This is a genomic window from Pseudomonas frederiksbergensis (assembly GCF_001874645.1).
Lineage (GTDB): Bacteria > Pseudomonadota > Gammaproteobacteria > Pseudomonadales > Pseudomonadaceae > Aquipseudomonas > Aquipseudomonas frederiksbergensis_B.
In genome coordinates this window covers 3282190-3307847 of sequence record NZ_CP017886.1, presented here as the reverse complement: position 1 = coordinate 3307847, position 25658 = coordinate 3282190, and the positions used below count along the sequence as shown (strand labels likewise).

Below are 25658 nucleotides of genomic sequence, written 5' to 3'. Positions count from 1 at the left end.
GAACAAGGTGTGTTCCTGGGGTCTCCCGCCCCAGGCACGCACCGCTGCATCGAGAATTACCGTGCCTACACCGCCAGATCGTTTCACCCCCGCCTTCGGCCTCGGCAACCCGCACCTGCAAACCTTGTGGGGGCCACTGTGGCGCACTACCACGCACCTGGATCGACAACGCGAACGCCTGTGGCTCGACGATGGTGACTTCCTCGACCTCGACTGGCACGGGCCGCACATCGCCGATGCACCCTTGGTGCTGGTGCTGCACGGTTTAACCGGTTCTTCAAACTCACCCTATGTCGCCGGCCTGCAAAAAGCCCTGTCCAGCCAAGGCTGGGCCAGTGTGGCGTTGAACTGGCGCGGCTGTTCGGGTGAACCGAATCTGTTGCCGCGCAGCTATCACTCCGGCGCCAGCGAAGACCTTGCGGCGGCGATCAACCACCTCCGAGCCACTCGACCCTCGGCGCCGCTGTACGCGGTCGGCTATTCGCTGGGGGGCAACGTGCTGCTCAAACACCTGGGGGAAACCGGCAGCGGCAGTCAGTTGCAGGGCGCTGTGGCGGTTTCGGTGCCCTTTCGCCTGGACCAGTGCGCCGACCGCATCGGCCAAGGCTTTTCCAGGCTCTATCAAGCGCACTTCATGCGCGAGATGCTCGCTTACATCAAGAACAAGCAGCAGAAATTTCTGCACGACGGCCACCACGAGGGTCTGGAAACCCTGGCCAAACTCGGATCACTGGAAAACATGCGCACTTTCTGGGATTTCGATGGCCGGGTGACCGCACCGCTGAACGGATTCAGGGATGCGCAGGATTACTATCGCCGCGCCTCCAGCCGCTATTTTCTCGGTGAAATCCGCACGCCGACGCTGATCATTCACGCGGCAGACGATCCGTTCGTGTTTCTCCACAGCTTGCCGCAAACCAGCGAATTGTCAGACAGCACGCAGTTCGAATTACAGGCCAAGGGCGGGCATGTCGGCTTTGTCGACGGCACATTCCGCACCCCCGGCTACTACCTGGAACGGCGCATCCCGTATTGGCTGGCCAACGCAGGTCCCGAATAAGGTTAATCGCCGGTGGCAATCTTGCGCGTCGGATCGGTAATCCATTCGCTCCACGACCCGGCATACAGCGAGCCCAATGGATAACCGGCCAGGCACAACGCAAACAGGTTATGACACGCGGTCACGCCCGAGCCGCAATACGCCACCAGCTCGGTCGGCGAACGATCACCCAGTTTCGCGGCAAAGCGCTGCTTGAGCTGATCAGCGGGAAGGAAACGCCCGTCCACGCCCAGGTTGTCCGTGAAGGCTGCGCATTGCGCGCCAGGAATGTGCCCGGCGACTGGGTCAATCGGCTCGACCTCGCCACGAAAACGCGGTAGGCCCCGGGCGTCGAGCAAGGTCATCGCCGGTTGGCCGAGGCGTTGCTGCAGTTCCTCGGCACTCACTGACAAAGTGTGGTCGGGCGCACCGGTGAAGGACCCACGGGTGATTGCCGGTGCATCCAGGCTCAGCGGTAAACCCACCGCGTGCCAGGCCTTGAGGCCACCGTCGAGAATGAACACGCCATCGCGTTTGCCCAGCCACGCCAGCAACCACCAGGCTCGCGCGGCATACATGCCGGGACCGTCGTCATACAAAACGATTTCGCTGTCGTTGCTGATGCCCCAATCCTGCAAGCGCTGAATCAAGTGGTGCGGCGTCGGCAATGGATGGCGACCGGTGACACCCTTGACCACTGGCCCGCTGAGGTCACGTTCCAGATCAGCAAACGAGGCCGCGGCGATATGCCCTTCGGCATAGCTGCGCTGGCCGTAATCAGGGTCTTCAAGGGCAAAACGACAATCCAGAATCACCCACCCGGCCTGATTCTTTTTCTGGTCCAGGGCGTTCGGGCTGATCAGTTGCGCAATGGGCATAGCGGGCTCCTGTGGTGAGGGGGTGTTCTCAATTAGTTTCCACTCCGCGCCGGGTTGTGGAAACTAATTGAGAACACCCCCTATGTCTTTGCTCGATCCTACTGCACTTCTTCCAGCGCCTGGGCCAACGGCACGTAAAACTCCTCGAACAAGGCATTGACCGCCTCGCGGGCTTGCTCCGTGACAAATCCTGCTTCCAGCACCAGCACCTGATACACGCCACGTTTAATGGCTTGCTCGCTGAGATGGTTGGAATTTTCCCGTGTGGTACACAGAAAACGCACCCAGGACGTGAGGATGATCCAGGCATTGAGCGTCAGGGATTCGATCTGGACCTCGTCCATGCACAGGATGCCGGCGTCGACGAAGCCTGCGTAAATCGCCGTGCCCTGGATCAGGCAACGTTGGGAAAAACGCCGGTAGCGGGCAGCCAGCTCCACATCGTTGTCGAGCAAGTGCTCGAGGTCACGGTGCAAAAACCGATACCGCCACATGGCAGACAATAGTTCCTTCAAGTAGAAGCGCTTGTCTTCAACGGTCGCGGCACGGCCCTGGGGTGGCCGCAGGAAGCTCTCTACCAAGGCTTCGTACTCACTGAACAACACGGCAATGATCGCCTGCTTGTTGGGGAAGTGGTAGTACAGGTTGCCCGGAGAAATTTCCATGTGCGCGGCGATATGGTTGGTGCTGATACTGCGTTCGCCTTGCTGATTGAACAGCTCCAGGCTGTTCTGCACGATGCGCTCGCTGGTTTTTATTCGTGGGGCCATGGCTTGAGCTTTAATTCAGAGTGCGTTGCCGGGCATCTTACGACCTATCCGCCGGCGGATAAATCATCGCCTCCCGAGGATGTCATTTGACTTTCTAGAGCATAGACTCTAAAAACTTCCTCATTCTAAAAAAAACCGGAGCTACCATGCCCGCCGACATTGCCTACCTGCAAAACTCCCAGCAGCCATTGAGTGAGCTCCACGATCTGTTTGCCGCCCAGCGTCAGGCCTATGCGGCCCACCCAATGCCGCCGGCTGCGCAACGCCAGCAATGGCTCAAGGCATTGCGTGATCTGTTGAGTGACGAGCGTCAGGCCTTGATCGACGCGATCAGTCAGGATTTCAGCAACCGCAGCGCCGATGAAACCCTGCTCGCCGAGCTGATGCCGAGCCTGCACGGCATTCAATACGCCAGCAAACACCTCAAAGGCTGGATGAAAGCGTCCCCACGCAAGGTAGGCATGGCCTTTCAGCCAGCGGCGGCGAAGGTGGTTTATCAGCCGCTGGGCGTGGTCGGGGTCATCGTGCCGTGGAACTACCCGCTGTACCTGGCTATCGGCCCGTTGGTCGGCGCGTTGTCGGCGGGCAACCGGGTGATGCTCAAGCTCAGCGAATCCACGCCGGCCACTGGGCAACTGCTCAAAACGTTGCTGGCCAAAGTGTTCCCCGAAGACCTGGTGTGCGTGGTGTTGGGCGAAGCCGAGGTCGGCATGGCCTTTTCCAAACTGCCCTTCGATCACCTGCTGTTCACCGGCGCGACCAGCATCGGCAAACAGGTAATGCGTGCGGCGGCAGAGAACCTGACGCCAGTGACACTGGAGTTAGGTGGCAAGTCTCCGGCAATCGTTTCCCACGATGTACCGCTCAAGGACGCCGCCGAACGCATTGCCTTCGGTAAAACCCTGAACGCCGGACAAACCTGTGTCGCACCGGACTACGTCCTGGTGCCGGAAGAGCGGATCGGCGCCTTCGTCGAAGCCTATCGTCAGGCGGTTCGCGGGTTTTATCCGACACTCGCGGACAACCCGGACTACACCGCCATCATCAATGAGCGCCAACTGGCGCGGCTGCACAGCTACCTCAGCGACGCCACCAGCAAGGGCGCGCTGCTGATCCCGATGTTCGAACAGGATCAGGGTCGGCGCATGAGCCACAGCCTGCTGCTGAATGTCAGCGACGAGATGATCGTGATGCAGGACGAAATCTTCGGTCCGGTGCTGCCGATCGTGCCCTACAAAAATCTGGACCAGGCATTTGCCTACATCAACCAACGGCCACGTCCGCTGGCACTGTATTTCTTCGGCTACAACAAGGCCGAACAAAACCGCGTCCTCAACGAAACCCATTCCGGCGGCGTGTGCCTGAACGACACCTTGCTGCACGTCGCGCAAGACGACATGCCTTTTGGCGGTATCGGCGCTTCAGGCATGGGCCATTACCACGGCCATGAAGGTTTCCTGACGTTCAGCAAAGCCAAAGGCGTGCTGATCAAGCAGCGCTTTAACGCAGCGAAGCTGATTTATCCGCCTTACGGCAAGTCGATCCAGAAGCTGATCCAGAAGCTGTTCATCCGCTGACACCTCATGACTGGGTAATAACAATAATGAACCCAAGCCTGTCCGAATCCCCCGCGCTGTCACGGCGCGGCCTGCTCAAATTCAGTCTCTGCGCCACGGCCTTCCTGACCACGGTCGGCCTCGGTGCCAGCCTCAGCGGATGCTCGGCCAGCAGCCCGGCCAGCGGTTTCGCCATTCTGCGCAGCAGTGACCTGCCGTTTCTGCGCGCGCTGATCCCGGTGATGCTCGACGGTGCCGTGGCCGTCGAGAAACTCCCGGCCGCCGTCGAAGGCACCCTGCAATCACTGGATCACGACCTCAATCACTTGTCGCCGGAAATGCTCAAGCTGACCCAACAACTGTTCGACGTGCTCGGCATGACCGTCACTCGCGGGCCACTGACGGGCATCTGGGGCAACTGGGAAAACGCCAGCGGCGATGACATCCGCCAATTCCTCCAGCGCTGGCAAAACAGCTCACTGAGCCTGTTGCGCATGGGCCACAGCTCGATCCTGCAACTGGTGATGATGGCCTGGTACAAACGCGCCGAATCATGGGCACATTGCGGGTATCCGGGACCGCCGACCGTTTGAGACCGTCGCGACTGCCTGTAGGCGCTGCCGCAGGCTGCGATCTTTTGATCTTGATTCTGTGATACCTGAAAAATCGCCAAAAGATCGCAGCCTACGGCAGCTCCTACGATGAAGAGATCCGCCTCACCACACTATTCATAATAAAAAGAGAACCCAAAGATGCCCGTACCCGATCCGTTCCGCGAAGGCCTGGCCCGAGGCTGGAAAACCTACAACGGCTCGCAACTGGCCAATGATCTGACGCTGGAAGCCGACATTGCGATCATCGGCAGTGGCGCTGGCGGCGGCACCACCGCCGAAATTCTCAGCGCTGCCGGCTACAAGGTGCTGCTGATCGAAGAAGGCCCGCTCAAGACCAGCAGCGACTTCAAGATGCTTGAAGACCAGGCCTATTCCAGCCTTTATCAGGAAGGCATCGGCCGCATGAGCAAGGACGGCGCGATCACCATCCTGCAGGGCCGCGCAGTCGGCGGCACGACGCTGGTCAACTGGACCTCAAGTTTTCGCACCCCCGAACCGACCCTCGAACATTGGGCCAGGGAACACGACGTCAAGGGCCACAGCCCGGCGGAAATGGCGCCCTGGTTCGAAAAAATGGAGCAGCGCCTCGGCGTCGCCCCGTGGAGGGTACCGCCGAACGCCAACAACGACGTCATCAAAAAAGGCTGTGAACAGCTCGGCTACAGCTGGCATGTGATCCCGCGCAACGTGCGTGGTTGCTGGAACCTCGGCTACTGCGGCATGGGCTGCCCGACCAACGCCAAGCAATCGATGATGGTCACCACCATTCCCGCGACCCTGGAAAAAGGCGGCGAGCTGCTCTATCTGGCCCGCGCCGAACAACTGCTGATCAAGGATGACACCGTCACTGGCCTGCACTGCGTGGCAATGGATGAGCGCTGCGTGGCGCCGACCGGGCGCAGCATCACCGTCAAGGCGCGGCATTACGTGCTGGCCGGCGGTGGCATCAACAGCCCGGCATTATTGCTGCGCTCCAAAGCCCCGGACCCCCATGAACGTCTTGGCAAGCGGACCTTTTTGCACTTGGTGAACATGTCCGCCGGACTGTTCGACGAAGTGATCAACCCGTTCTACGGTGCGCCGCAATCGATTTACTCCGATCACTTTCAATGGCAGGACGGCACCACCGGAAAAATGTCCTACAAGCTTGAAGTACCGCCGCTACACCCTGCGTTGGCAGCGACCTTGCTCGGTGGCGTTGGCAAGGAGAGCGCCCAACACATGCAGCAACTGCCGCATACCCACGCAATGCTGGCGCTGCTGCGTGACGGTTTTCACCCGGACAGCCCCGGCGGCAGCGTCGAGTTGCGCGGCGATGGCTCACCGGTGCTCGACTATCAGGTCTCAGCCTATGCCTGGGAGGGGTTACGCCGGGCGTTTCATAGCATGGCCGAGATTCAGTTCGCCGGCGGCGCCAACGCGGTCATGCCGATGCACGCCGATGCGCACTACGTGAAAACCCTCGCCGAGGCACGCGCCTTGATCGACGGCCTGAGCCTTGAGCTGTACCGCACGCGACTGGGCAGCGCTCATGTGATGGGCGGATGCGCCATGGGTGAAGACCCGAAAAGCGCCGTCACTGACAGTCTTGGCCGTCATCATCAGCTGAGTAATCTATCGATCCATGATGGTTCGCTGTTCCCCACCAGCATTGGTGCCAACCCGCAATTATCGGTCTATGGATTGACCGCGCAACTGGCGACAGCGCTGGCGATGCGTTTAAAAACAGCATGAAAAAACGCATAATTCGCACCGTCTATAGTGCTTTCTTACCCCAAAGGCGACTTGGCCGACCGGGAAGGCTGCGATACCATCCGATTCCCCAACGGATTCCCGCCAGGACGACGCGATGAACCGAGTGTTGTACCCAGGTACCTTCGACCCTATTACCAAGGGCCATGGCGATCTGGTCGAACGCGCCTCGCGCCTGTTCGATCATGTGATCATCGCCGTCGCCGCCAGCCCGAAGAAAAACCCGCTTTTCCCCCTGGAACAGCGTGTGGAGCTGGCCCGCGAGGTCACTAAACATTTGCCGAACGTCGAAGTCGTCGGTTTTTCGACGCTGCTGGCGCATTTCGCCAAAGAGCAGAATGCCAACGTGTTCCTGCGTGGCCTGCGTGCGGTGTCGGACTTCGAATACGAATTCCAGCTGGCCAACATGAACCGCCAGTTGGCCCCGGATGTGGAAAGCCTGTTTCTTACCCCGTCCGAGCGTTATTCGTTCATTTCTTCGACACTGGTCCGTGAAATTGCAGCCCTGGGCGGCGATATCACCAAGTTCGTCCATCCAATCGTGGCCGATGCTCTGACCCTGCGCTTCAAAAAGTAGGCGCTGCCGCAGGTTCGGGCCGCGTTCGGACGATCACTTGCAGTCCATCGCACCCGCGTGCACTGCGCGCGCCAATGCGGCACAATTGTAAGCATTAGTTTTCAGATGCCTGGGCAGACCACCCCGGCAGGAGTCCCAATGTCCCTGATCATCACCGACGATTGCATCAACTGCGACGTCTGCGAACCCGAGTGCCCGAACGCCGCCATCTCCCAGGGCGAAGAGATCTATGTGATCGACCCGAATCTCTGCACCCAGTGCGTCGGCCACTACGACGAGCCACAGTGCCAGCAGGTTTGCCCGGTGGATTGCATTCCACTGGACGAAGCGCATCCCGAGACTGAAGAGCAGTTGATGGAGAAATACCGCAAGCTGACCGGCAAGGCCTAAAAAGATCGTCCGAACGCGGCCCGAACCTGCGGCAGCTCCTACACCGATCCTCGTAGGAGCTGCCGCAGGCTGCGATCTTTTGATTTTGCCCCTCAATTCTGCTGTTCAAACCCTTCCCCGATACACCCCAGGCAACGGACGAACGCCGCTTTCGCCGGATCGACCACCAGCGCCTGCCCCGCATCGCCGACCCCGCCGCCTAGCGCGGTAAACGGCAAGGACACGATAAACACCCCCGCACCGATCACCGTCGCCGCCACCAGCAACGGGCGGGCAATCAGCAGATCACCAATCATCGCGTAGGCCGGTGGATTGTGGATGCTGTAATTCGGATCGCCGCTGCCGCCGTCAGACGCCTGGGCAGATAAGCCGATGCTCAACAGCAGCGCGGCAGCAAGGGTTCGAATCAAGGTCATGGCACGGTCCTTCGGCTAGGCAGTCAGACCACTAACTATAGACCGTAGGAATTCTCAGCTCTGACAACGTGGGCAAAAGACGCTGGCACGCTGCCCAAGGCGAACTTCCCGCAACTCAGTGCCACAGACCTTGCACGGTTCACCGCCACGGCCGTACACGAACAGCTCTTGCTGGAAGTAGCCCGGCTGGCCGTCACCGCCAATAAAGTCGCGCAAGGTGGTGCCGCCGCGCTCGATAGCGGCGGCCAGAATGCGTTTGATCTCGATCGCCAGCTTCAGATAGCGCGCCCGGGAAATTCCCTTGGCCTCGCGGCGCGGGTCGATCCCGGCCGCAAACAGCGCTTCGGTCGCATAAATGTTGCCAACCCCTACCACCACGGCGTTGTCCATGATGAACGGCTTGACTGCCATCGAACGCCCGCGTGACAGCTGGAACAGCCGCTCGCCATCGAACAGATCAGTCAGCGGCTCCGGCCCCAGACGAGCCAGCAGCTCGTGATTCAGCGGATCGAGGCTCCAGAGCATCGCGCCAAAACGTCGCGGATCGGTGTATCGCAGGGCCAGTCCGGACTCGAGTTCGATGTCCACATGCTCATGCTTGGCCGCTGGCAAGCCGACTTCCACCAGACGTAAATTCCCCGACATGCCCAAATGGCTGATCAAAGTGCCAACTTCGGCGTTGATCAGCAAATACTTGGCACGTCGCTCCACCAACACGATGCGCTGCCCGGACAGCCGCACATCAAGGTCCTCGGGGATCGGCCAGCGCAGACGCCGATCACGCACAATCACGCGACTGACACGCTGGCCTTCCAGGAACGGCGCAATGCCGCGGCGGGTGGTTTCGACTTCTGGCAGTTCAGGCATGGTGTTCTCGGATCAGGCGAAACCCGACACTCAATGGTGAGCGCCGAGCTCGCGGATCGTCTGTTTGAGGTTTTCGAAGTCGTAGTCCGAGAGGCCGACATAATCGAGCACCAGGTGTCCGACGCTGTTCCACTCGAGATCGTCGGTCTGATTGCCCAGCACCCGATACGACGCGCAGATGTGTTCGGCCATCTTCAGGATCGCCAGCAAGTTTTTCAACTGGCTGTTGCGCGATGATTCGTCGCTGAAAATCGCCAGTGCATTGTGATGATTGGCGATAGCGTTGGTCACATGCTCCGGCAGGCGCCAGGACTTCGCGGTGTAGTATCCGACCACGGCGTGGTTGGTGTTGAGTTTTCGGTTCTCGGTATCAACCACCCGACACTCGGCGCTGGCACTGGCGTAGGCCTCTTCCAGCACCGACATATAGTTGGGGAAGCGCTTGAGCATCAACGGCACGCCACAATCGTGGAACAGACCCAATGCATAAGCCTCGTCCACCGCCTGCGAACCAATGCGCTTGGCCAGACTCAGGCTGGTCATCGCCACGTCCTGGGCGGTGTCCCAGAATCGGTTCAGGGTGACGATGGTCTCGTCATTCATCTCGCCCTTGATCGACTGTGCGTTGATCAGGTTGATGACCGAGCGACTGCCCAGCAGGTTTACCGCGCGCTGGATCGAGGCGATCTTGTTGCTCAGCCCGTAATACGGCGAATTGACGATCTTTAACAAGGCGCCAGAGAGGCCCGGGTCTTGGGAGATCAACTTCGCGATCACTTCCAGGTCCGGGTCCGGCATGTACTGCTCCATCTGCAAATCCACCATGATTTGCGGCTGAGGCGGCACGCTGATGCCTTGCAGGGCCTGTTGAATCTGTTCGGAAGATAGCTCTTGGGACATAAGTACTCACTCTGGGCAAGTAAGCGATTCTAGCGGAAAAAATCCGCCGCATGGACGGTCTGTCCGACGCAACGCCCAGAAACAACCGAGCTGCGCGCCCCCATCTAGCGCTATAATCCCGCTCTTTTTTTCACCTGGAGCGACGTCATGTCCCTGCCAAGCCTGCGCCTCAAAGCCAACGCCGACCGTCGCCTGCGGAACGGTCACCTGTGGGTCTACAGCAACGAAATCGACGTAGCCGCCACCCCACTGCACGGCTTCAAGGCTGGCGATCAAGCGATTCTCGAAGCTGCCGGTGGCAAGCCGCTGGGCATCGTCGCCATGAGCCCGAACAACCTGATCTGCGCTCGTCTGCTGTCGCGCGACGTCAAGTTGCCGCTCGACAAGTCGCTGCTGGTGCACCGCCTCAATGTTGCGCTGTCCCTGCGCGAGCGCCTGTTCGACAAGCCATTCTACCGCCTGGTCTACGGCGACTCCGACCTGCTGCCGGGCCTGGTAGTCGACCGTTTCGGTGACATCCTGGTGGTGCAGATCGCTTCGGCGACCATGGAAGCCCATAAAGAAGACGTGATCGCCGCACTGACCCAAGTGCTCAAGCCAAGCGGCATTCTGTTCAAGAATGACTCCGCGGCCCGTGACGCCGAAGGCCTCAACCGCTACGTTGAAACCGTATTCGGCCTGGTGCCGGAGTGGGTAGCACTGGAAGAGAACGGCGTGAAATTCGAAGCGCCAGTCATCCAGGGACAGAAAACCGGCTGGTTCTACGACCACCGCATGAACCGCGCGCGTCTGGCACCTTATGCCAAGGGCAAACGCGTACTCGACCTGTACAGCTACATCGGTGGCTGGGGCGTGCAAGCTGCCGCTTTCGGCGCCAGTGAAGTGTTCTGCGTCGACGCTTCGGCCTTCGCCCTCGATGGCGTCGAGCGCAACGCCGCGCTGAACGGTTTCGCCGACAAAATGACCTGCATTGAAGGCGATGTGTTCGAAGCGCTGAAAGAACTGAAAGCCAGCGAAGAACGCTTCGACGTGATCGTGGCCGACCCGCCAGCGTTCATCAAACGCAAGAAAGACATGAAGAACGGCGAAGGCGCCTACCGTCGCCTGAACGAGCAAGCCATGCGCCTGCTCAGCAAGGACGGCATCCTGGTCAGCGCTTCGTGCTCGATGCACCTGCCCGAAGACGATCTGCAGAACATCCTGCTGACCAGCGCCCGTCACCTGGACCGCAACATCCAGCTGCTGGAACGTGGCAGTCAGGGTCCGGATCACCCGGTGCACCCGGCGATCCCTGAAACCCGCTACATCAAGAGCATCACCTGCCGACTGCTGCCTAACAGCTGATCGCGCCCTGCTTGTAGGAGCGAGCCTGCTCGCTCCTACAACAGTTTCAGAATAGTCCCGCACCAGCCGCATTGACTTGCCCCATCATCAATTCAATCCTCGTCTCCCCCTCACGGATCGAGAGCGTTGCTTGATGACTTACATCACACACTCCCAAGAAAAGTCCTCCATCATCCTGCTGCTGATGACCGTGACGCTGCTGGCGGTCTTCCCTCTCGACGTGCTCCTCCCCTCTTTTCCTGCCCTCTCTGACCACTTCCGTACCTCGACCTCCGATATCGCCCTGTCCGTCAGCATCTTTGCCATCGGTCTGGCATTTTCGCTGCTGCTGATTGGGCCATTGTCCGACATGTTCGGCCGCAAGAAGCTGCTGTTGGGTGGAATTGCACTGGCCGCGGTGGGTGCAACGGGTTGTCTGTTGGCCAGCGACTATGTCTGGTTCCTGGGCTTTCGTGTTGTTCAGGCAATGGGCTGCGGGGCGTTTGCCTTGTCTCAGGCGCTGCTCCAGGACCTGTTCGCCGGCCGGGAGCTGGAGCGCCTGCGGATCTGGATGGCGACTGCCGGCGGGTTCTTCATTTCCTGTTCGCCACTGATGGGCACCTGGCTGCAGTTGTATCTAGGCGGGCGGGGCAGTTTTTATGCATTCATCACCTTGTCGATTATTGTAGGGCTCAGATCCTGGTTCCTGCTCAAGGAAACTAGCAGCAGCCCGTTGCCCAGGCGATTTTTCGCTGCCTATTGGTTGCTCTGTTCCGACATTCATTTTATCGGTTACTGGCTCATTTCCGCGCTGGCCTTCGCCTGCCATTTCTCGTTTATCGTGATTTCACCGATCGTTTTCATGGAACACCTGAACCTTTCGACTTACCAGTTCGCCTGGGCGCTGTCCCTGTATGGCGCGGCCTATGTCGTCGGCGGGATTATTGCCAGCATCTTGCACCGCCGGCTGGAAGGCGACACGCAGATCATCATCGGCCTGGGTGTGATCGCGCTGTCGGGGCTGGGAATGCTGTGGTTGGTCTGGCTGTTCGGCCTGTCCGTCGCCACGGTCCTGATCCCCATGCTTATCTGCACCGCCGGCACCACCATCTGCCGACCCATCGCCAATTCCAGGGCGATGAGCCTCTACCCACAACACGCCGGCACCGCTACCTCTGCCGGCAGCCTGTTGATTTTTATGTGTGGGGGCCTGATCAGCGCAGTGATCAATTTCGCGTCCGAAGGACTGACCACGGCTCTGTCCTTGTGTTTCTTGACCTTGAGTGCCGCGGGTCTTGGCTTGAATGCGTTGATTACACGCCGGCATCAGGCACTGACTAGCGGCTGACACCTGCCAGTTATCATCCCGCACGTCTCGCCAGCCCTGGTTCAACGTTTCCCGCCATTCCTTCCTGACGCCAGCGGTGTAGAATCGAACGATTCATCGCCAGTCATCCCCCGGCGGGTTTATGAGCTCAGGCTGAGGCGCGCGGCGATCCCGCAAAGTCATCAGCATCTTCCGGGCACACGGTTATTGCTGTGTGTCAGCGAGGTCAATAGAAGCTCACTCCCCTTTTGATACCTGATTTTCCGCCCGGAGTGCTCCATGCCTGATTACCGCTCGAAAACATCCACCCACGGCCGCAACATGGCCGGCGCCCGCGCACTGTGGCGCGCCACGGGGATGAAAGATGACGACTTCAAAAAGCCGATCATCGCCATTGCGAACTCGTTCACCCAATTCGTACCGGGCCACGTCCACCTCAAGGACCTCGGCCAACTGGTTGCCCGCGAGATCGAACGCGCTGGCGGCGTCGCTAAAGAATTCAACACCATTGCAGTCGATGACGGCATCGCCATGGGCCATGACGGCATGCTCTATTCGCTGCCAAGCCGCGAGATCATCGCCGACTCCGTCGAGTACATGGTCAACGCCCACTGCGCCGACGCCATCGTGTGCATCTCCAACTGCGACAAGATCACCCCTGGCATGCTGATGGCCGCCCTGCGCCTGAACATCCCGGTGATCTTCGTCTCTGGTGGCCCGATGGAAGCCGGCAAGACCAAACTCGCCAGCCATGGCCTCGACCTGGTCGACGCCATGGTAATCGCCGCCGACTCCAGCGCATCTGACGAGAAAGTCGCCGAGTACGAGCGCAGCGCCTGCCCGACCTGCGGTTCGTGCTCCGGCATGTTCACCGCCAACTCGATGAACTGCCTGACCGAAGCCCTCGGTCTGGCACTGCCAGGCAACGGTTCGACACTGGCCACCCACAGCGACCGCGAGCAGTTGTTCCTGCAGGCCGGCCGCACCATCGTCGAACTGTGCAAACGCTACTACGGCGAGAACGATGAGTCGGTGTTGCCACGCAACATCGCCAACTTCAAGGCGTTCGAAAACGCCATGACGCTGGACATCGCCATGGGCGGTTCGACCAACACCATCCTGCACTTGCTGGCTGCCGCCCAGGAAGCCGAGATCGATTTCGACCTGCGCGACATCGACCGTCTTTCGCGCCACGTTCCGCAACTGTGCAAAGTCGCGCCGAACATCCAGAAGTACCACATGGAAGACGTGCACCGCGCCGGCGGGATCTTCAGCATCCTTGGTTCCCTGGCCCGTGGCGGCCTGCTCCACACCGACCTGCCGACCGTGCACAGCAAAACCATGGCCGAAGGCATTGCCAAGTGGGACATCACCCAGACCACCGACGAAGCGGTTCACCACTTCTTCAAGGCCGGTCCGGCGGGCATCCCGACCCAAACTGCGTTCAGCCAGTCAACCCGCTGGGAAACTCTGGACGACGACCGTGAAAACGGCTGCATCCGCAGTGTCGAACACGCTTACTCGCAAGAAGGTGGCCTGGCCGTGCTGTACGGCAACATCGCCCTGGACGGCTGCGTGGTGAAAACCGCAGGTGTCGACGAGTCGATTCACGTCTTCGAAGGTAACGCAAAAATCTTCGAGAGCCAGGACAGCGCCGTACGCGGCATCCTTGCCGATGAAGTGAAAGAAGGCGATATCGTCATCATTCGCTACGAAGGTCCGAAAGGCGGTCCGGGCATGCAGGAAATGCTCTACCCGACGTCCTACCTGAAATCCAAAGGTCTGGGCAAAGCCTGCGCCTTGCTCACCGACGGTCGTTTCTCCGGCGGCACCTCGGGCCTGTCCATCGGCCACGCTTCGCCAGAAGCCGCTGCCGGCGGCGCAATCGGTCTGGTGCAGGACGGCGACAAGGTGCTGATCGACATTCCGAACCGCTCGATCAACTTGTTGGTCAGCGATGAAGAACTGGCTGCGCGCCGCGTCGAACAAGACAAGAAAGGCTGGAAGCCGGTTGAAGTGCGTCCACGTAAAGTGACCACCGCACTGAAAGCCTATGCCTTGCTGGCCACCAGTGCCGACAAGGGCGCTGTACGCAATAAGGCGATGCTCGACGGGCTGTAATACTTACCCGTTGAACACAAAAATGCCCCGCCAAGTGCGGGGCATTTTCGTTTCCGCGCTCCCGCGTGGGAATACCTCAAGTGACGCGGAACGTCACGGCCTTATTCCAAAAATCACAGTTGCCATGCGCTTTTGATATTAATTCATTAGATATCAAGCTGTTAGGCTTGCCGGTTCGCAATCGCCCCGGAACGCGATTGGCACACGTCTTTTTGGAGCCTCAATGAATCTGCCGCTGATCCTCAATCTGCTGGTGTTCCTCGCCTTGTTGTTCGGCCTGGCACAAACCCGTCACACCACCTGGAGCCTGGCCAAAAAAGTCCTGGTCGCGCTGGTGCTGGGCGTGGTGTTCGGTGTTGCCCTGCACGCTATTTACGGTGCCGGCAGCCCAGTGCTGAAGACCTCGATCGGCTGGTTCGATCTGGTCGGCAACGGTTATGTGCAATTGCTGCAAATGATCGTGATCCCGCTGGTGTTCGCCTCGATCCTCAGCGCCGTCGCCCGTTTGCACAATGCGTCTTCGCTGGGCAAGATCAGCTTCCTGACCATCGGCACCCTGTTGTTCACCACCGCCATTGCGGCGCTGATCGGCATCGGCCTGACCAACCTGTTCGGCCTGACTGCCGAAGGTCTGGTGGCCGGCACCCAGGAAATGGCTCGCCTGCAAACCATTCAAACCGACTACGCGGGCAAGGTCGCTGACCTGAATGTCCCGCAGTTGCTGTTGTCGTTCATCCCGCAGAACCCGTTCGCCGATCTGGCCCGGGCCAAGCCGACCTCGATCATCAGCGTGGTGATCTTCGCCGCATTCCTCGGGGTCGCGGCGCTGCAACTGCTCAAGGATGACGTCGAAAAAGGTCAGAAAGTGATCAACGCCATCGACACCCTGCAAGCCTGGGTGATGCGTCTGGTACGTCTGGTGATGAAACTGACCCCTTACGGCGTATTGGCGCTGATGACCAAAGTGGTTGCCGGTTCCAACCTGCAAGACATCATCAAACTCGGCAGTTTTGTGGTGGTCTCGTACATCGGCCTGGGCCTGATGTTCGTGGTTCACGGCCTGCTGGTGTCGCTGGCCGGGATCAACCCGCTGCGTTTCTTCCGTAAAGTCTGGCCGGTGTTGACCTTCGCCTTCACCAGCCGCTCCAGCGCCGCGAGCATTCCGCTGAGCATCGAAGCGCAAACCCGTCGTCTGGGCATTCCGCAGTCGATCGCCAGCTTCGCCGCCTCGTTTGGCGCGACCATTGGCCAGAACGGTTGTGCCGGTCTTTACCCTGCGATGTTGGCGGTCATGGTTGCACCGACCGTGGGCATCAATCCGCTGGACCCGCTGTGGATCGCAACCTTGGTAGCGATTGTGACCTTGAGTTCGGCCGGGGTTGCCGGTGTCGGAGGTGGCGCCACGTTCGCCGCGCTGATCGTGCTGCCGGCCATGGGCTTGCCAGTGTCACTGGTGGCTCTGCTGATCTCGGTTGAACCGCTGATCGACATGGGCCGCACCGCATTGAACGTCAGTGGCTCAATGACCGCCAGTGCAATCACCAGCCAGATCATGCAACAGACCGACAAAGAGCTGCTGGATGCGGATGAGCATGAGGAGTTGGCGCAGGCGTAGGCTGCGATCTTTTAGCGACTACAAAGATCAAAAGATCGCAGGCTTCGCCAGCGCCTACACGGTTCGACGTAGATTCCGTAGGAGCTGCCGCAGGCTGCGATCTTTAAGCTTTTTCCCAGACTTCGAAGCTGTACGCCGGCTTATCACCTTCAGCCGGATTCGGAACATTCGACACCAGCTTCCACTGGTTCAAATCAAACTCCGGAAACCACGCATCACCCTCGGGGCTCAGCGCCACGCGGGTCAGGTACAGCCGATCGGCCTGTGCCAGGCCTTGCGCATACAACTGCGCGCCGCCAATCAGCATCAACTCATCGACGCCCTGCTCCAGCGCCCATTCCTGCGCCCGAACCACCGCGGCTTCCAGCGACGGATAGACTTGCGCACCTTCAAGTTGCAGGCCGGCCTGACGGCTGACAACGATGTTCAGCCGGCCAGGCAGCGGACGCCCCAGGGAATCCCAGGTCTTGCGACCCATGATGATCGGCTTGCCCAGCGTGGTGGCCTTGAAGTATTTGAAATCCCCCGGCAAGTGCCAGGGCATGCTGTTGTCGACGCCGATCACACGGTTTTCACCGAGGGCTGCGATCAGGCTGAGGGGGAGAGTTTTTTTCATGTCGCCGAGGATACCAGAGCCTCGCTTACCCCGATAAGCGCCACAGCGGTTATGCTCAGCGTTCATTTGAGCGACGGGACGACGCGTGACTGAACTGAAAACACTCTGGCTGACTGAAACCATCCGCCTGCGCGAGGAACACGCAGGCGCTTTGGAAGACCAGGAAGCCAACCGTCTGGCCCGTAGCGCGGGCGGCGACTTGCCGACCCGCATTGAGGCACGCGCCCTGTGGCTGGCCGAACGTGATGGGCTGACCGGCGCGCTGCGCCATTGGCTGCAAGGTGCGCGACTGGCGCTGATCGTACTGGCCGTGCTGGCGACTGTCAGCGGCGCCGGCCTGGCATTCGCCGCGTTGAGCGACGGCCAGGCACCGGTCAACGTGTTCTGGGCACTGGGCAGCTTGCTCGGATTGAACCTGATTCTGCTACTGAGCTGGACCTCGGGCCTGATATTCGCGGGTGATTACGGCGCCACGCTCGGGCGTTTGTGGTTGTGGCTCAGCGAGAAACTCGCCCGCGACGCCAAAGCCGCGCAACTGGCGCCGGCCCTACTGCTGTTATTGCAACGGCAGAAACTCAATCGCTGGGCGCTCGGCGTGCTGGTCAACGGCTTGTGGCTGCTGGCGATGCTCAGCGCCCTGGCGATTCTGCTGACGCTGATGGCAACCCGGCGCTACGGCTTCGTCTGGGAAACCACGATTCTCAGCGGCAACACGTTCGTGGTCATGACCCAGACTCTCGGCGCTCTGCCCGCACTGCTCGGCTTCAGCGTGCCGACCGTGGAGATGATCCGCGCCAGCGGCGACACCGCGCTGAACATCGAAAGCGCCCGGCAAGCCTGGGCCGCATGGCTGGTGGGGGTATTGCTGGTGTACGGCGTGTTGCCGCGCCTGCTGCTCGCGCTGTTCTGCCTGTGGCGCTGGAAAGTCGGGCGCGCAGCATTGCACTTGGACCTGAACCTGCCTGGCTACGCGCCGTTGCGCGAACAGCTGATGCCGAGCAGCGAACGCCTCGGCGTCAGCGATGCCGCGCCCGAGCGCCTGCATCAGGCCGAAGGCGGCGCCAACGCGCTGGACAGCGACGGTGCGTTGCTGGTGGCCATCGAACTGGATGACCAGCGTCCATGGCCGCCGCAACTGCCGAAGAACGTCAAAGACGCCGGCATCCTCGACAGCCGTGAGTCCCGCCAAAAGTTGCTGGAACAACTGACCCGTTTCCCGCCGGAACGCCTGGCCATTGCCTGCGACCCTCGGCGCTCGCCGGATCGCGGCAGCCTGGCGCTGATCGCCGAACTCGCCCGCAGCGCCAGCGCGACACGGATCTGGCTGCTGCAAGCGCCGCCCGGTCAGGCACTCGACGCCGAACGCCTCGGCGACTGGCACACCGCGCTGCAACAGTTGGAGTTGCCGTTCGCTGACTGCGCGCCGATGAACTGGCTGGAGTCCGGTCATGACTGATTCTGCAAGGAAGCCGCTGAAACTCGCCGTGGTCGGCCACACCAACGTCGGCAAAACCTCATTGCTGCGCACCCTGACCCGCGACGTCGGTTTCGGCGAAGTCTCCCATCGACCCAGCACCACCCGGCACGTCGAGGGCGCCCGGCTGTCTGTCGATGGCGAAGCGCTGCTTGAGCTCTACGACACGCCGGGGCTGGAAGACGCCATCGCCCTGCTGGATTACCTGGAGCGTCTGGAACGCCCCGGCGAACGCCTCGACGGCCCGGCACGATTGGTACGCTTCCTCGACGGCAGCGAGGCGCGTCAGCGTTTCGAGCAGGAGGCCAAGGTGCTGCGTCAACTGCTGGCGTCCGACGCCGGCCTGTATGTGATCGACGCCCGCGAGCCGGTGCTGGCCAAGTACCGCGATGAACTCGAAGTACTGGCCAGCTGCGGCAAACCGCTGCTGCCGGTGCTCAATTTCGTCAGCAGCGCCAATCATCGCGAGCCGGATTGGCGCGAAGCTCTGGCCCGTTTGGGGCTGCACGCGCTGGTGCGTTTCGACAGCGTGGCGCCGCCCGAAGATGGCGAGCGGCGGCTCTATGAAAGTCTCGCGCTGTTGATGGAAAGCGCACGCGGTCAGCTCGAACGATTGATCATCGACCAACAGGCCCAACGCGAAGCGCGCCAGCAAAGCGCAGCGCGTTTGATCGCCGAACTGCTGATCGATTGCGCCGCCTGTCGACGCAGCGTGGTCAGTGACGCCGCACAGGAACAGCAGGCCATCAGCGAACTGCGCAAAGCCGTTCGCCAGCGAGAGCAACGTTGCGTCGAGGCGCTGCTCAAGCTGTACGCCTTCCGCCCACAGGACGCCGCCGCCAGCGACTTGCCGCTGCTGGATGGCCGCTGGGGCGATGATTTGTTCAACCCCGAAACCCTCAAGCAATTAGGCGTGCGGGTCGGGAGCGGGATCGCCGCTGGCGCGGCGGCCGGTGCCGGCGTGGACTTGCTGGTGGGCGGCCTGACCCTCGGCGCGGCGGCACTGGCCGGGGCGATTGCCGGCGGCGCCCTGCAAACGGCACGCAGTTACGGCAACCGCTTGCTGGGCAAGATCAAAGGCCAGCGCGAGCTGACCGTCGACGACAGCGTGCTGCGTTTGTTGGCACTGCGTCAGCGGCAACTGGTACAGGCCATGAACCTGCGCGGACACGCGGCGATGGACAGCATTCAGGTCGCCACGCCACAAGACAAGAGCTGGCGTGAAGGCAAACTACCCGAGGCGCTGAGCAAGGCGCGTGCACATCCACAATGGTCTTCGCTCAATCCTCATGCCAGGTTGAGCCAGGCGGAACGCCAGGAACAGATTGAGGTGTTGGCTCAGAAGGTGATCGAGGCCTGAATCTCGAACGCCTGCACCGAGCCCGACTCCTGTAGCAGCTGCCGAGCCCGCGAGGCTGCGTCCGGCTGCGAAGCGGCCGTAAAATCAGGCAACGCGCTCTTTCAAGCAGACTGTGTACTCAGGATTTGCGAGGACTTCGTCCGAACGCGGCCCGCCTCGAACGCCGCCTCGCGGGCTCGGCAGCTGCTACGAACACAACAACCGCAACGCCTTCCCCTTCAAGACGTCGAGATCCAGAACCGGCACCCAGATCTCCTTCGCCTGCTCATCCCACTGGCGCATCCGCAGGCTGATCGCACACAACGGATCGCGTTCAAACGCCTGCGCCTCTTCAGCCGTCATCACTCCCCCCTGATACTCCAGCGTGCGCCGACTGGCCTCGCTCAAGCGCTCGTAGTAGCCCGGTTCGTTGAACGTCAGGTAGCGCTTGGCCTGAACGTGGTATTCCACCAACCGCGCCATGCGTTCGCCAAAGCCCAACCGGCGCAAGTAATCGGCGCCGAGGCGTTCATGGCTGACCACGCCAAAGCCGCCCATGTTTTCGGCATTCTCGGCGCAGAGATGCCCGATGTCATGGAAGAACGCAGCCAGCACCACTTCATCGTCGAAGCCTTCGGCAATGGCCAGTTCGGCGGCCTGGGACATGTGCTCGATCTGCGACACCGGTTCACCGATGTAGTCGCTGTCGCCGAAGCGCTCGTACCAGCCGAACACGTCGGCGATCACCTGTTCGTTGCGACCCATCAGTGTTCTCCCAGCAAGGTCCTGACGTTACGTTCAGCCATCGCCGGCCCGACGCTCATGCCGACGCCCGTGTGCATCAACGCGGCATGCACGCCCGGCGCGGCCTGCAGGAACGAAAACGGTGCGGGTCCACGCGCCCCATAAACACCCTGCCAGCGCTCGACCACCTGCACCTTGCAGCCAAGGGTCTGCTCGGCCAGTTCGATCAACCAGTTGTCGACCTGTTCCGCGTTGAAGGGTGAAGGGTCGCTGCCGTAGTCGTGGGAATCGCCAATGATCAGTTCACCCTGCGGCGTCGGGCTGATCAGCAGGTGAATGCCGTGTTCATGCAGATGGGGCGCCTCGCGCAGAATATGCGTTTGCACTGCCGCAGCTTCCGGCAAATCGGCGAAGGCGCCGTAGTGCACGCAGCTCAAACCGGTGAGCAGCGCATGTTGCAGATTGAGGTTGATCGGCGGCCGCGCGCGGAGCATTTGCAAACGGCAGACCTGCGGTTTGAGCGCAGCGATCGGCTCGGCCAGCAGGGTCTGATAATCGTGGCCGGAACAGACGATGATCTGCTCGCCGGTGAAGCTGCCGGCGGTGCTGTGCACGCGGCCGGGTTCGATGTCGCGTACCAGAGTGGAGAAGTGAAACTCCACGCCGAGGTCGCGGCGCAGGTAGTCGATCAACGCTGGAATCGCTTCGCGCGAATACAGTTGCTGGTCATCCAGGCCATGCAATGCCGCACGGTGATGACGGAACTGGCCGCCGTACACATCGCCCAATGCGGCGCCGCGCAACAGCTCGACGCGGTAACCGTGTTCGATAGCGCGGCCAGCACAGAAGGCTTCCAGCAGTTGCTCTTCCGCTTCGGTACGAGCAAATAAATACGAGCCGTTGCGCTTGATCTGCAAGCCTGCCCGTTGCGCCCATTGGCCCCAGATTTCGCGGCTGGCCTTGGCCAGTTCGAGCATCTGCCCCGGCGGTTGGCCGGTGACCAGCGCTTGACCAAAGTTGCGCACCGAGGCCCCCAACGGCGTGGCGCTGCGCTCGAAGACCTTGACCTTGAGCCCGCGCCTGGCCGCGGCGTAAGCGTGGGAAAGGCCGAGAATGCCGGCGCCGACGATTAGCATGTCGCTGTGGTGTGTCATGAAGTTTGTCCTGAATTCAGAACCGCTATCGCGAGCAAGCTCGCTCCCACAGGTTTTGCGCGGTCAATGTGGGAGCGAGCTTGCTCGCGATGTGGCCCTATCAGCCTACGAAGAAATTACTTGGCAACCACTTTCTCGGACTTGCCGTCATAACGCTTGCGCCATTCGGTGAGGATCTCGTCGCGGTTTTTCGAGGCCCAGGCGAAGTCGTTCTTGATCAGGCGTTGCTCGTAGTCGGCCGGCAATTCGGTCTGCGGCTTGGCGATACCAGGCTGGGCGAGGACCGCGAAGTTTTCCTTGTACAGCTCCATCGCCGCGGGACTTGCGGAGAAGTCGGCGAGTTTCTTCGCGGCGTCTTCATGCGGTGTGCCCTTGATCACGGCGGTGGCTTCGATTTCCCAGCCCAGGCCTTCTTTCGGCAGGATGATGTCCAGCGGTGCGCCCTGGCGCTTCAACTGCACGGCCGGGTATTCGAAGGAGATGCCGATCGGGAATTCGCCGGAAGCGGCCAGCTTGCACGGTTTGGAACCGGAGTGAACGTACTGGCCGATGTTCTGGTGCAGCGCGTCCATGTACTGCCAGCCCTGCTTCTCGCCGAAGGTTTGCAGCCAGGCGCTGACGTCGAGGAAACCGGTGCCGGACGACGCCGGGTTCGGCATGACGATCTTGCCTTTGTATTCAGGCTTGGTCAGGTCCTGCCAGCTCACCGGTTTGGTCAGGCCTTGTTTCTCGGCTTCGACCGTGTTGAAGCAAATGGTTGCCGCCCACACGTCCATGCCGACCCAGGCTGGCGGGTTGGCGGCGTCGCGGTAGTTGCCGCCGATCTTGCCCAGGTCTTTCGGCGCGTAGCTTTGCAGCATGCCTTGCTGATCGAGAATCGCCAGGCTGGACGCGGCCAGGCCCCAGACTGCGTCAGCCTGCGGGCGGGCTTTTTCGGCCAGCAGTTTGGCGGTGATGATCCCGGTGGAATCGCGCACCCACTTGATCTCGACGTCTGGATTGGCCTTTTCGAAAGCCTCTTTGTAGGACTTCAGTTGCTCGGCTTCCAGAGCGGTGTAAACCGTCAACTCGGTTTTCGCGGCAAACGCATTCAGGCTGAAAGCAGAGAGGACAGCAGCGGCAAGAGCCAGGGGCTTGAACATGGTGCGGCTCCTTTTAAGTGCGGATCAGAGTGCGGGGGTAAATGGGTGAGCGGGATCAGTTGCCGGGCGCGGTTTGCCGCCAGGCCTGGGAGCGGCGCAGCAAGCCGCGCGAAGTCCAGGCCAGGAGCAGGGAAACGCCCGCCGAGGTGAACAGAATCAGGGTCGACATGGCTGCCGCGCCGCCAACGTTGCCGGCGTCGTCCATGTTCAGCACCGCCACTGCGGCGAGGATCGTGTCGGGGCTGTAGAGGAAGATCGCCGCCGACACCGTGGTCATCGCCGAGACGAACAGGTAGCGCACAATGTCCAGCAACGCCGGCAGGCAGATCGGCACGGTGACGCGCAGGTAGTGGCGGTACAGCGGCGCCTTGAGCGACAGCGCGGCGGCTTCGAACTCGGCGTCAAGTTGACGCAGCGCGGTCGTGGCGGTCATTTGCGCGGTGGTCAGATAGTGCGCAATGGTGCAGACCACCAGCAGGGTCATGGTCCCGTAGAACACATGCAGCGGGTTGCCGCTCAGGTTGAAGAAAAACACGTAGCCCAGGCCCAGAACCAGACCCGGTACCGCCATCGGCACGAAGCTGAGCATCCGCAGCACCAGGTTCAAGCCGCGCTGACCACGGGTTTTCTCCATCAGATAGGCACCGGTAAAAATCAAACCGCTGCCGATCAACGCCGTGCACAAGGCCATCTTCACGCTGTTGCCATAAGCCAGCCAGCCGCCACCAGCAGTGTCGCCGAACTGGTAGTGATTGAGCGACAGCGACAGGTTGTACGGCCAGAATTTCACCAGCGACGAATACACCGCCATGCCGAACACCAACAGCAGCGCGGCGCAGATCAGCAACACGATGACCAGATAGCAACCGTCCCGCAGCCGCGACGGTGCCGGTTGAAAGACTTGCGCCCGACCGCTCATGGAATCGCCATGACGACGGCGCAACCAGGCGTCGACGCCGAAACTGAACAGTGCCGGCAGCAGCAGCACCATGCCGATCAGTGCACCGCGACCGAATTGCTGCTGGCCGACCACCGCTTTGTAGGCTTCCAGCGCCAGCACTTGATAGTCGCCACCGACCACCACCGGCACACCAAAATCGGTGATGGTCAGGGTGAACACCAGGCAGAACGCGGCGAACACCGCTTGCCGGGTCGCCGGCCAGGTGATGCTGCGAAAGGCCTTGGCGGGACTGGCGCCCATGCTCGACGCCGCATCGAACAAGCGCGCATCGGCCAGCGACAACGCCGACAGCAGGATCATCAAGGCGTGGGGGAAGGTGTAAATCACTTCACCGAGGACGATGCCCCAGAAGCCGTAGATGTTCTCAGGCAGCAGCCCGCGCAACAGGCCCTGGTTACCGAACAGGTACACGAGCGCAATGCCCGGCAGCATCGACGGTGCCATCAATGGCAGCAACGACATGCCGCGCCAGATCGCCTTGCCGGGAATCAGAGTGCGTTGCAGCGCGTAGGCAAACAGGTAGGCCAGCGGCACAACAATGGCCGCCACACTGAGGGAGACTTTCAGGCTATTGCCCAGCAACCAGTGGAAGTTGTCGCTGGTCAGCAGTTCGCGAGCCGCGACCAGACCACCGCCCTGCCCGGCGTCGCTGCTGAAGCCGCGCCAGAAGATCGCCAGCAGCGGCATCAATACCGCGACGCTGAGCAGGCACAGCAGCAGCACTTTGCCGCCGACCACGAACACCCGGTCGCCGATTTCGGCGCGGGAAGTCTGCCGAACCTGCTTGTGCGGTATCGGCAGCGCGATTTGCGCGCTCATCAGGCAAACACCTGCAAGCTGCGCGGCGGCAAGGCAACCATGATGTCCTGAGCACCGAGGCGCGGCATGGCTTCTGGCGCCAGTTCGGCGAGCAATGCATGCCCAGGGAGCTGGTTGAGTTCAAAGCTCATCCGGCAGCGATTGCCGAGGAAGGTGATTTCGCGGACCTTGGCCGCAAACAGGTTTTCCTCATGCACCGGCGGGTTGATGCTGATCGCTTCCGGGCGGCAGAACAGTCGACCCGACGCGGCTTTGCCGCAGTTGTCGGCCAGGCGCACATTCATTCCGCCGACCTGCGCGTGGCTGTCACTGTTGCGCTGGAACGGCAGCCAGTTGCCCTGCCCGACGAACTCGGCGACAAACGGCGTGGCTGGACGGTTATAGATTTCCTGCGGCGTGGCGTACTGCTCGACCTTGCCGTTGTTCATCACGGCGATACGGTCGGCCATCAGCATGGCCTCGTCCTGGTTGTGGGTGACCATCAACGTGGTGATGCCGAGGTTGCGCTGCAATTGGCGCAGCTCGGTGCACAGATGCTCGCGAACCCGGGCGTCGAGGGCCGACATCGGCTCGTCCAGCAGCAGCAACGACGGTGCCGGCGCCAAGGCACGGGCCAACGCGACGCGCTGTTGCTGACCGCCGGACAATTGGCCGGGGTATTTCTTTTCGCTACCGATCAGACCCACCAGTTCGAGCATCTGCGCCACGCGCTTACGCACTTCCTCGCGGCCACCGCCGGCCAGGCCGTAGGCAATGTTGGCTTCGACGGTGAGGTTGGGGAACAGTGCGTAGGACTGGAACAGAATGCCGTAGTCCCGAGCCTGCGGTGCCAGCAGGGATACGTTCCGATCACCAAGGTACAACTCGCCACGATCCTGGCGTTCCAGACCCGCGATGCAGCGCAGCAACGTGGTTTTGCCGCAACCGGAAGGCCCGAGCAGGCACACCAGTTCACCCGCGGCGACCTCCAGCGAAACGTTATCCAGCGCAGTGAAGGCGCCAAAGCGTTTCTCGATACCGCGCACCTTCATCGGCGCACCGGGGAAGACCTGGGCAGTTGCGTTCGGGTGGTTCATGGACGGACCTCATCAAGCAGATGAAGGCCATCCTAGGTTTGTAATGCGTCGGTCATGTGGCAGTGAGGCAAAAACGGCCGATAGTGGTATTCGGGGATTTTGGTTGGGCCTTAAAAGATCGCAGCCTGCGGCAGCTCCTACGACGGACGCATTTCCCAAGGAGCTGCCGCAGGTTCGGGCCGCGTTCG

23 protein-coding genes are annotated in these 25658 nt (G+C 61.1%); 12 read left to right on the top strand and 11 right to left on the bottom strand.

Annotation, left to right across the window (positions count from 1 at the left end; translation table 11 throughout):
• Positions 1 to 61: 61 nt before the first annotated feature.
• Positions 62 to 1060: a hydrolase gene (locus BLL42_RS15865; protein WP_071552949.1), complete on the top strand. Its 999-nt coding sequence runs from the start codon at positions 62 to 64 to the stop codon at positions 1058 to 1060.
• 2 nt (positions 1061 to 1062) lie between these two features.
• Here the strand turns inward: BLL42_RS15865 and BLL42_RS15860 are convergent, their stop codons facing one another.
• Together BLL42_RS15860 and BLL42_RS15855 are read right to left on the bottom strand one after the other, a co-directional pair.
• Positions 1063 to 1917, bottom strand: coding sequence for a sulfurtransferase (locus BLL42_RS15860; protein WP_071552948.1), 855 nt, complete (start codon positions 1915 to 1917; stop codon positions 1063 to 1065).
• 98 nt (positions 1918 to 2015) lie between these two features.
• Positions 2016 to 2687 carry a TetR/AcrR family transcriptional regulator gene (locus tag BLL42_RS15855; protein WP_071552947.1) on the bottom strand — a complete coding sequence of 224 codons (672 nt, stop codon included), beginning with the start codon at positions 2685 to 2687 and terminating at the stop codon, positions 2016 to 2018.
• A gap of 146 nt (positions 2688 to 2833) precedes the next feature.
• Here BLL42_RS15855 and BLL42_RS15850 point away from each other — a divergent pair, with 146 nt between their 5' ends.
• From BLL42_RS15850 to BLL42_RS15830, 5 genes are all read left to right on the top strand, one after another.
• Positions 2834 to 4264: a coniferyl aldehyde dehydrogenase gene (locus BLL42_RS15850; protein ID WP_071552946.1), complete on the top strand. Its 1431-nt coding sequence runs from the start codon at positions 2834 to 2836 to the stop codon at positions 4262 to 4264.
• A 26-nt stretch (positions 4265 to 4290) separates the two neighbouring features.
• A complete protein-coding gene (locus tag BLL42_RS15845) occupies positions 4291 to 4836 on the top strand; it encodes a twin-arginine translocation pathway signal protein (protein ID WP_071552945.1) in 546 nt (181 codons plus the stop codon).
• Positions 4837 to 4995: 159 nt separating this feature from the next.
• Positions 4996 to 6591 carry a GMC family oxidoreductase gene (locus BLL42_RS15840; RefSeq protein WP_071552944.1) on the top strand — a complete coding sequence of 532 codons (1596 nt, stop codon included), beginning with the start codon at positions 4996 to 4998 and terminating at the stop codon, positions 6589 to 6591.
• Between the two features lie 115 nt (positions 6592 to 6706).
• The gene (gene coaD / locus BLL42_RS15835; RefSeq protein ID WP_071552943.1) at positions 6707 to 7186 is read left to right on the top strand and encodes a pantetheine-phosphate adenylyltransferase; all 480 of its coding nucleotides are present in this window, start codon (positions 6707 to 6709) and stop codon (positions 7184 to 7186) included.
• 138 nt (positions 7187 to 7324) lie between these two features.
• The gene (locus BLL42_RS15830) at positions 7325 to 7576 is read left to right on the top strand and encodes a YfhL family 4Fe-4S dicluster ferredoxin (protein ID WP_008150569.1); all 252 of its coding nucleotides are present in this window, start codon (positions 7325 to 7327) and stop codon (positions 7574 to 7576) included.
• A 92-nt stretch (positions 7577 to 7668) separates the two neighbouring features.
• Here BLL42_RS15830 and BLL42_RS15825 read toward each other — a convergent pair whose 3' ends face one another.
• From BLL42_RS15825 to BLL42_RS15815, 3 genes are read right to left on the bottom strand one after another with little or no spacing between them, the layout of a single operon-like run.
• Positions 7669 to 7992 carry a multidrug transporter gene (locus BLL42_RS15825; protein WP_071552942.1) on the bottom strand — a complete coding sequence of 108 codons (324 nt, stop codon included), beginning with the start codon at positions 7990 to 7992 and terminating at the stop codon, positions 7669 to 7671.
• A gap of 54 nt (positions 7993 to 8046) precedes the next feature.
• A complete protein-coding gene (gene mutM / locus BLL42_RS15820; RefSeq protein ID WP_071552941.1) occupies positions 8047 to 8859 on the bottom strand; it encodes a bifunctional DNA-formamidopyrimidine glycosylase/DNA-(apurinic or apyrimidinic site) lyase in 813 nt (270 codons plus the stop codon).
• Positions 8860 to 8889: 30 nt separating this feature from the next.
• The gene (locus BLL42_RS15815) at positions 8890 to 9705 is read right to left on the bottom strand and encodes an HDOD domain-containing protein (RefSeq protein ID WP_174553361.1); all 816 of its coding nucleotides are present in this window, start codon (positions 9703 to 9705) and stop codon (positions 8890 to 8892) included.
• A 201-nt stretch (positions 9706 to 9906) separates the two neighbouring features.
• On the opposite strand from BLL42_RS15815, the gene BLL42_RS15810 reads away from it, so the two are divergent.
• From BLL42_RS15810 to BLL42_RS15795, 4 genes are all read left to right on the top strand, one after another.
• Positions 9907 to 11103, top strand: coding sequence for a class I SAM-dependent rRNA methyltransferase (locus BLL42_RS15810; RefSeq protein WP_071552939.1), 1197 nt, complete (start codon positions 9907 to 9909; stop codon positions 11101 to 11103).
• Between the two features lie 133 nt (positions 11104 to 11236).
• Positions 11237 to 12430, top strand: a complete 1194-nt coding sequence (locus BLL42_RS15805) for an MFS transporter (RefSeq protein ID WP_071552938.1) — start codon at positions 11237 to 11239, stop codon at positions 12428 to 12430.
• Between the two features lie 258 nt (positions 12431 to 12688).
• Positions 12689 to 14530, top strand: coding sequence for a dihydroxy-acid dehydratase (gene ilvD / locus BLL42_RS15800; protein WP_071552937.1), 1842 nt, complete (start codon positions 12689 to 12691; stop codon positions 14528 to 14530).
• Positions 14531 to 14753: 223 nt separating this feature from the next.
• Positions 14754 to 16145: an L-cystine transporter gene (locus BLL42_RS15795; RefSeq protein ID WP_071552936.1), complete on the top strand. Its 1392-nt coding sequence runs from the start codon at positions 14754 to 14756 to the stop codon at positions 16143 to 16145.
• A gap of 103 nt (positions 16146 to 16248) precedes the next feature.
• On the opposite strand, the gene BLL42_RS15790 is transcribed toward BLL42_RS15795, so the two are convergent.
• Positions 16249 to 16761 (bottom strand): dihydrofolate reductase, encoded by a 513-nt coding sequence (locus BLL42_RS15790; protein WP_071552935.1) that lies wholly within the window; start codon positions 16759 to 16761, stop codon positions 16249 to 16251.
• An 85-nt stretch (positions 16762 to 16846) separates the two neighbouring features.
• Between BLL42_RS15790 and BLL42_RS15785 the strand changes: the two genes are divergently transcribed.
• Both BLL42_RS15785 and BLL42_RS15780 read left to right on the top strand, forming a co-directional pair.
• Positions 16847 to 18217: a DUF2868 domain-containing protein gene (locus BLL42_RS15785; protein WP_071552934.1), complete on the top strand. Its 1371-nt coding sequence runs from the start codon at positions 16847 to 16849 to the stop codon at positions 18215 to 18217.
• Positions 18210 to 19595, top strand: a complete 1386-nt coding sequence (locus tag BLL42_RS15780) for a GTPase/DUF3482 domain-containing protein (protein WP_071552933.1) — start codon at positions 18210 to 18212, stop codon at positions 19593 to 19595. Before BLL42_RS15785 ends, BLL42_RS15780 begins: the two co-directional genes overlap by 8 nt.
• Positions 19596 to 19781: 186 nt before the next feature.
• Here the strand turns inward: BLL42_RS15780 and BLL42_RS15775 are convergent, their stop codons facing one another.
• The 5 genes from BLL42_RS15775 to BLL42_RS15755 form a co-directional block, all read right to left on the bottom strand.
• Positions 19782 to 20339 (bottom strand): phosphonate degradation HD-domain oxygenase, encoded by a 558-nt coding sequence (locus BLL42_RS15775; protein WP_071552932.1) that lies wholly within the window; start codon positions 20337 to 20339, stop codon positions 19782 to 19784.
• Positions 20339 to 21472, bottom strand: a complete 1134-nt coding sequence (locus tag BLL42_RS15770; RefSeq protein ID WP_071552931.1) for a TIGR03364 family FAD-dependent oxidoreductase — start codon at positions 21470 to 21472, stop codon at positions 20339 to 20341. Before BLL42_RS15770 ends, BLL42_RS15775 begins: the two co-directional genes overlap by 1 nt.
• A 116-nt stretch (positions 21473 to 21588) precedes the next feature.
• The gene (locus tag BLL42_RS15765) at positions 21589 to 22614 is read right to left on the bottom strand and encodes a putative 2-aminoethylphosphonate ABC transporter substrate-binding protein (protein ID WP_071552930.1); all 1026 of its coding nucleotides are present in this window, start codon (positions 22612 to 22614) and stop codon (positions 21589 to 21591) included.
• 55 nt (positions 22615 to 22669) lie between these two features.
• A complete protein-coding gene (locus BLL42_RS15760) occupies positions 22670 to 24394 on the bottom strand; it encodes a putative 2-aminoethylphosphonate ABC transporter permease subunit (RefSeq protein ID WP_071552929.1) in 1725 nt (574 codons plus the stop codon).
• On the bottom strand, positions 24394 to 25470 hold the full coding sequence (locus tag BLL42_RS15755) for a putative 2-aminoethylphosphonate ABC transporter ATP-binding protein (protein WP_071552928.1): 1077 nt from the start codon (positions 25468 to 25470) through the stop codon (positions 24394 to 24396). The genes BLL42_RS15760 and BLL42_RS15755 overlap by 1 nt, the downstream gene beginning before the upstream one ends.
• Between the last annotated feature and the right edge of the window lie 188 nt (positions 25471 to 25658).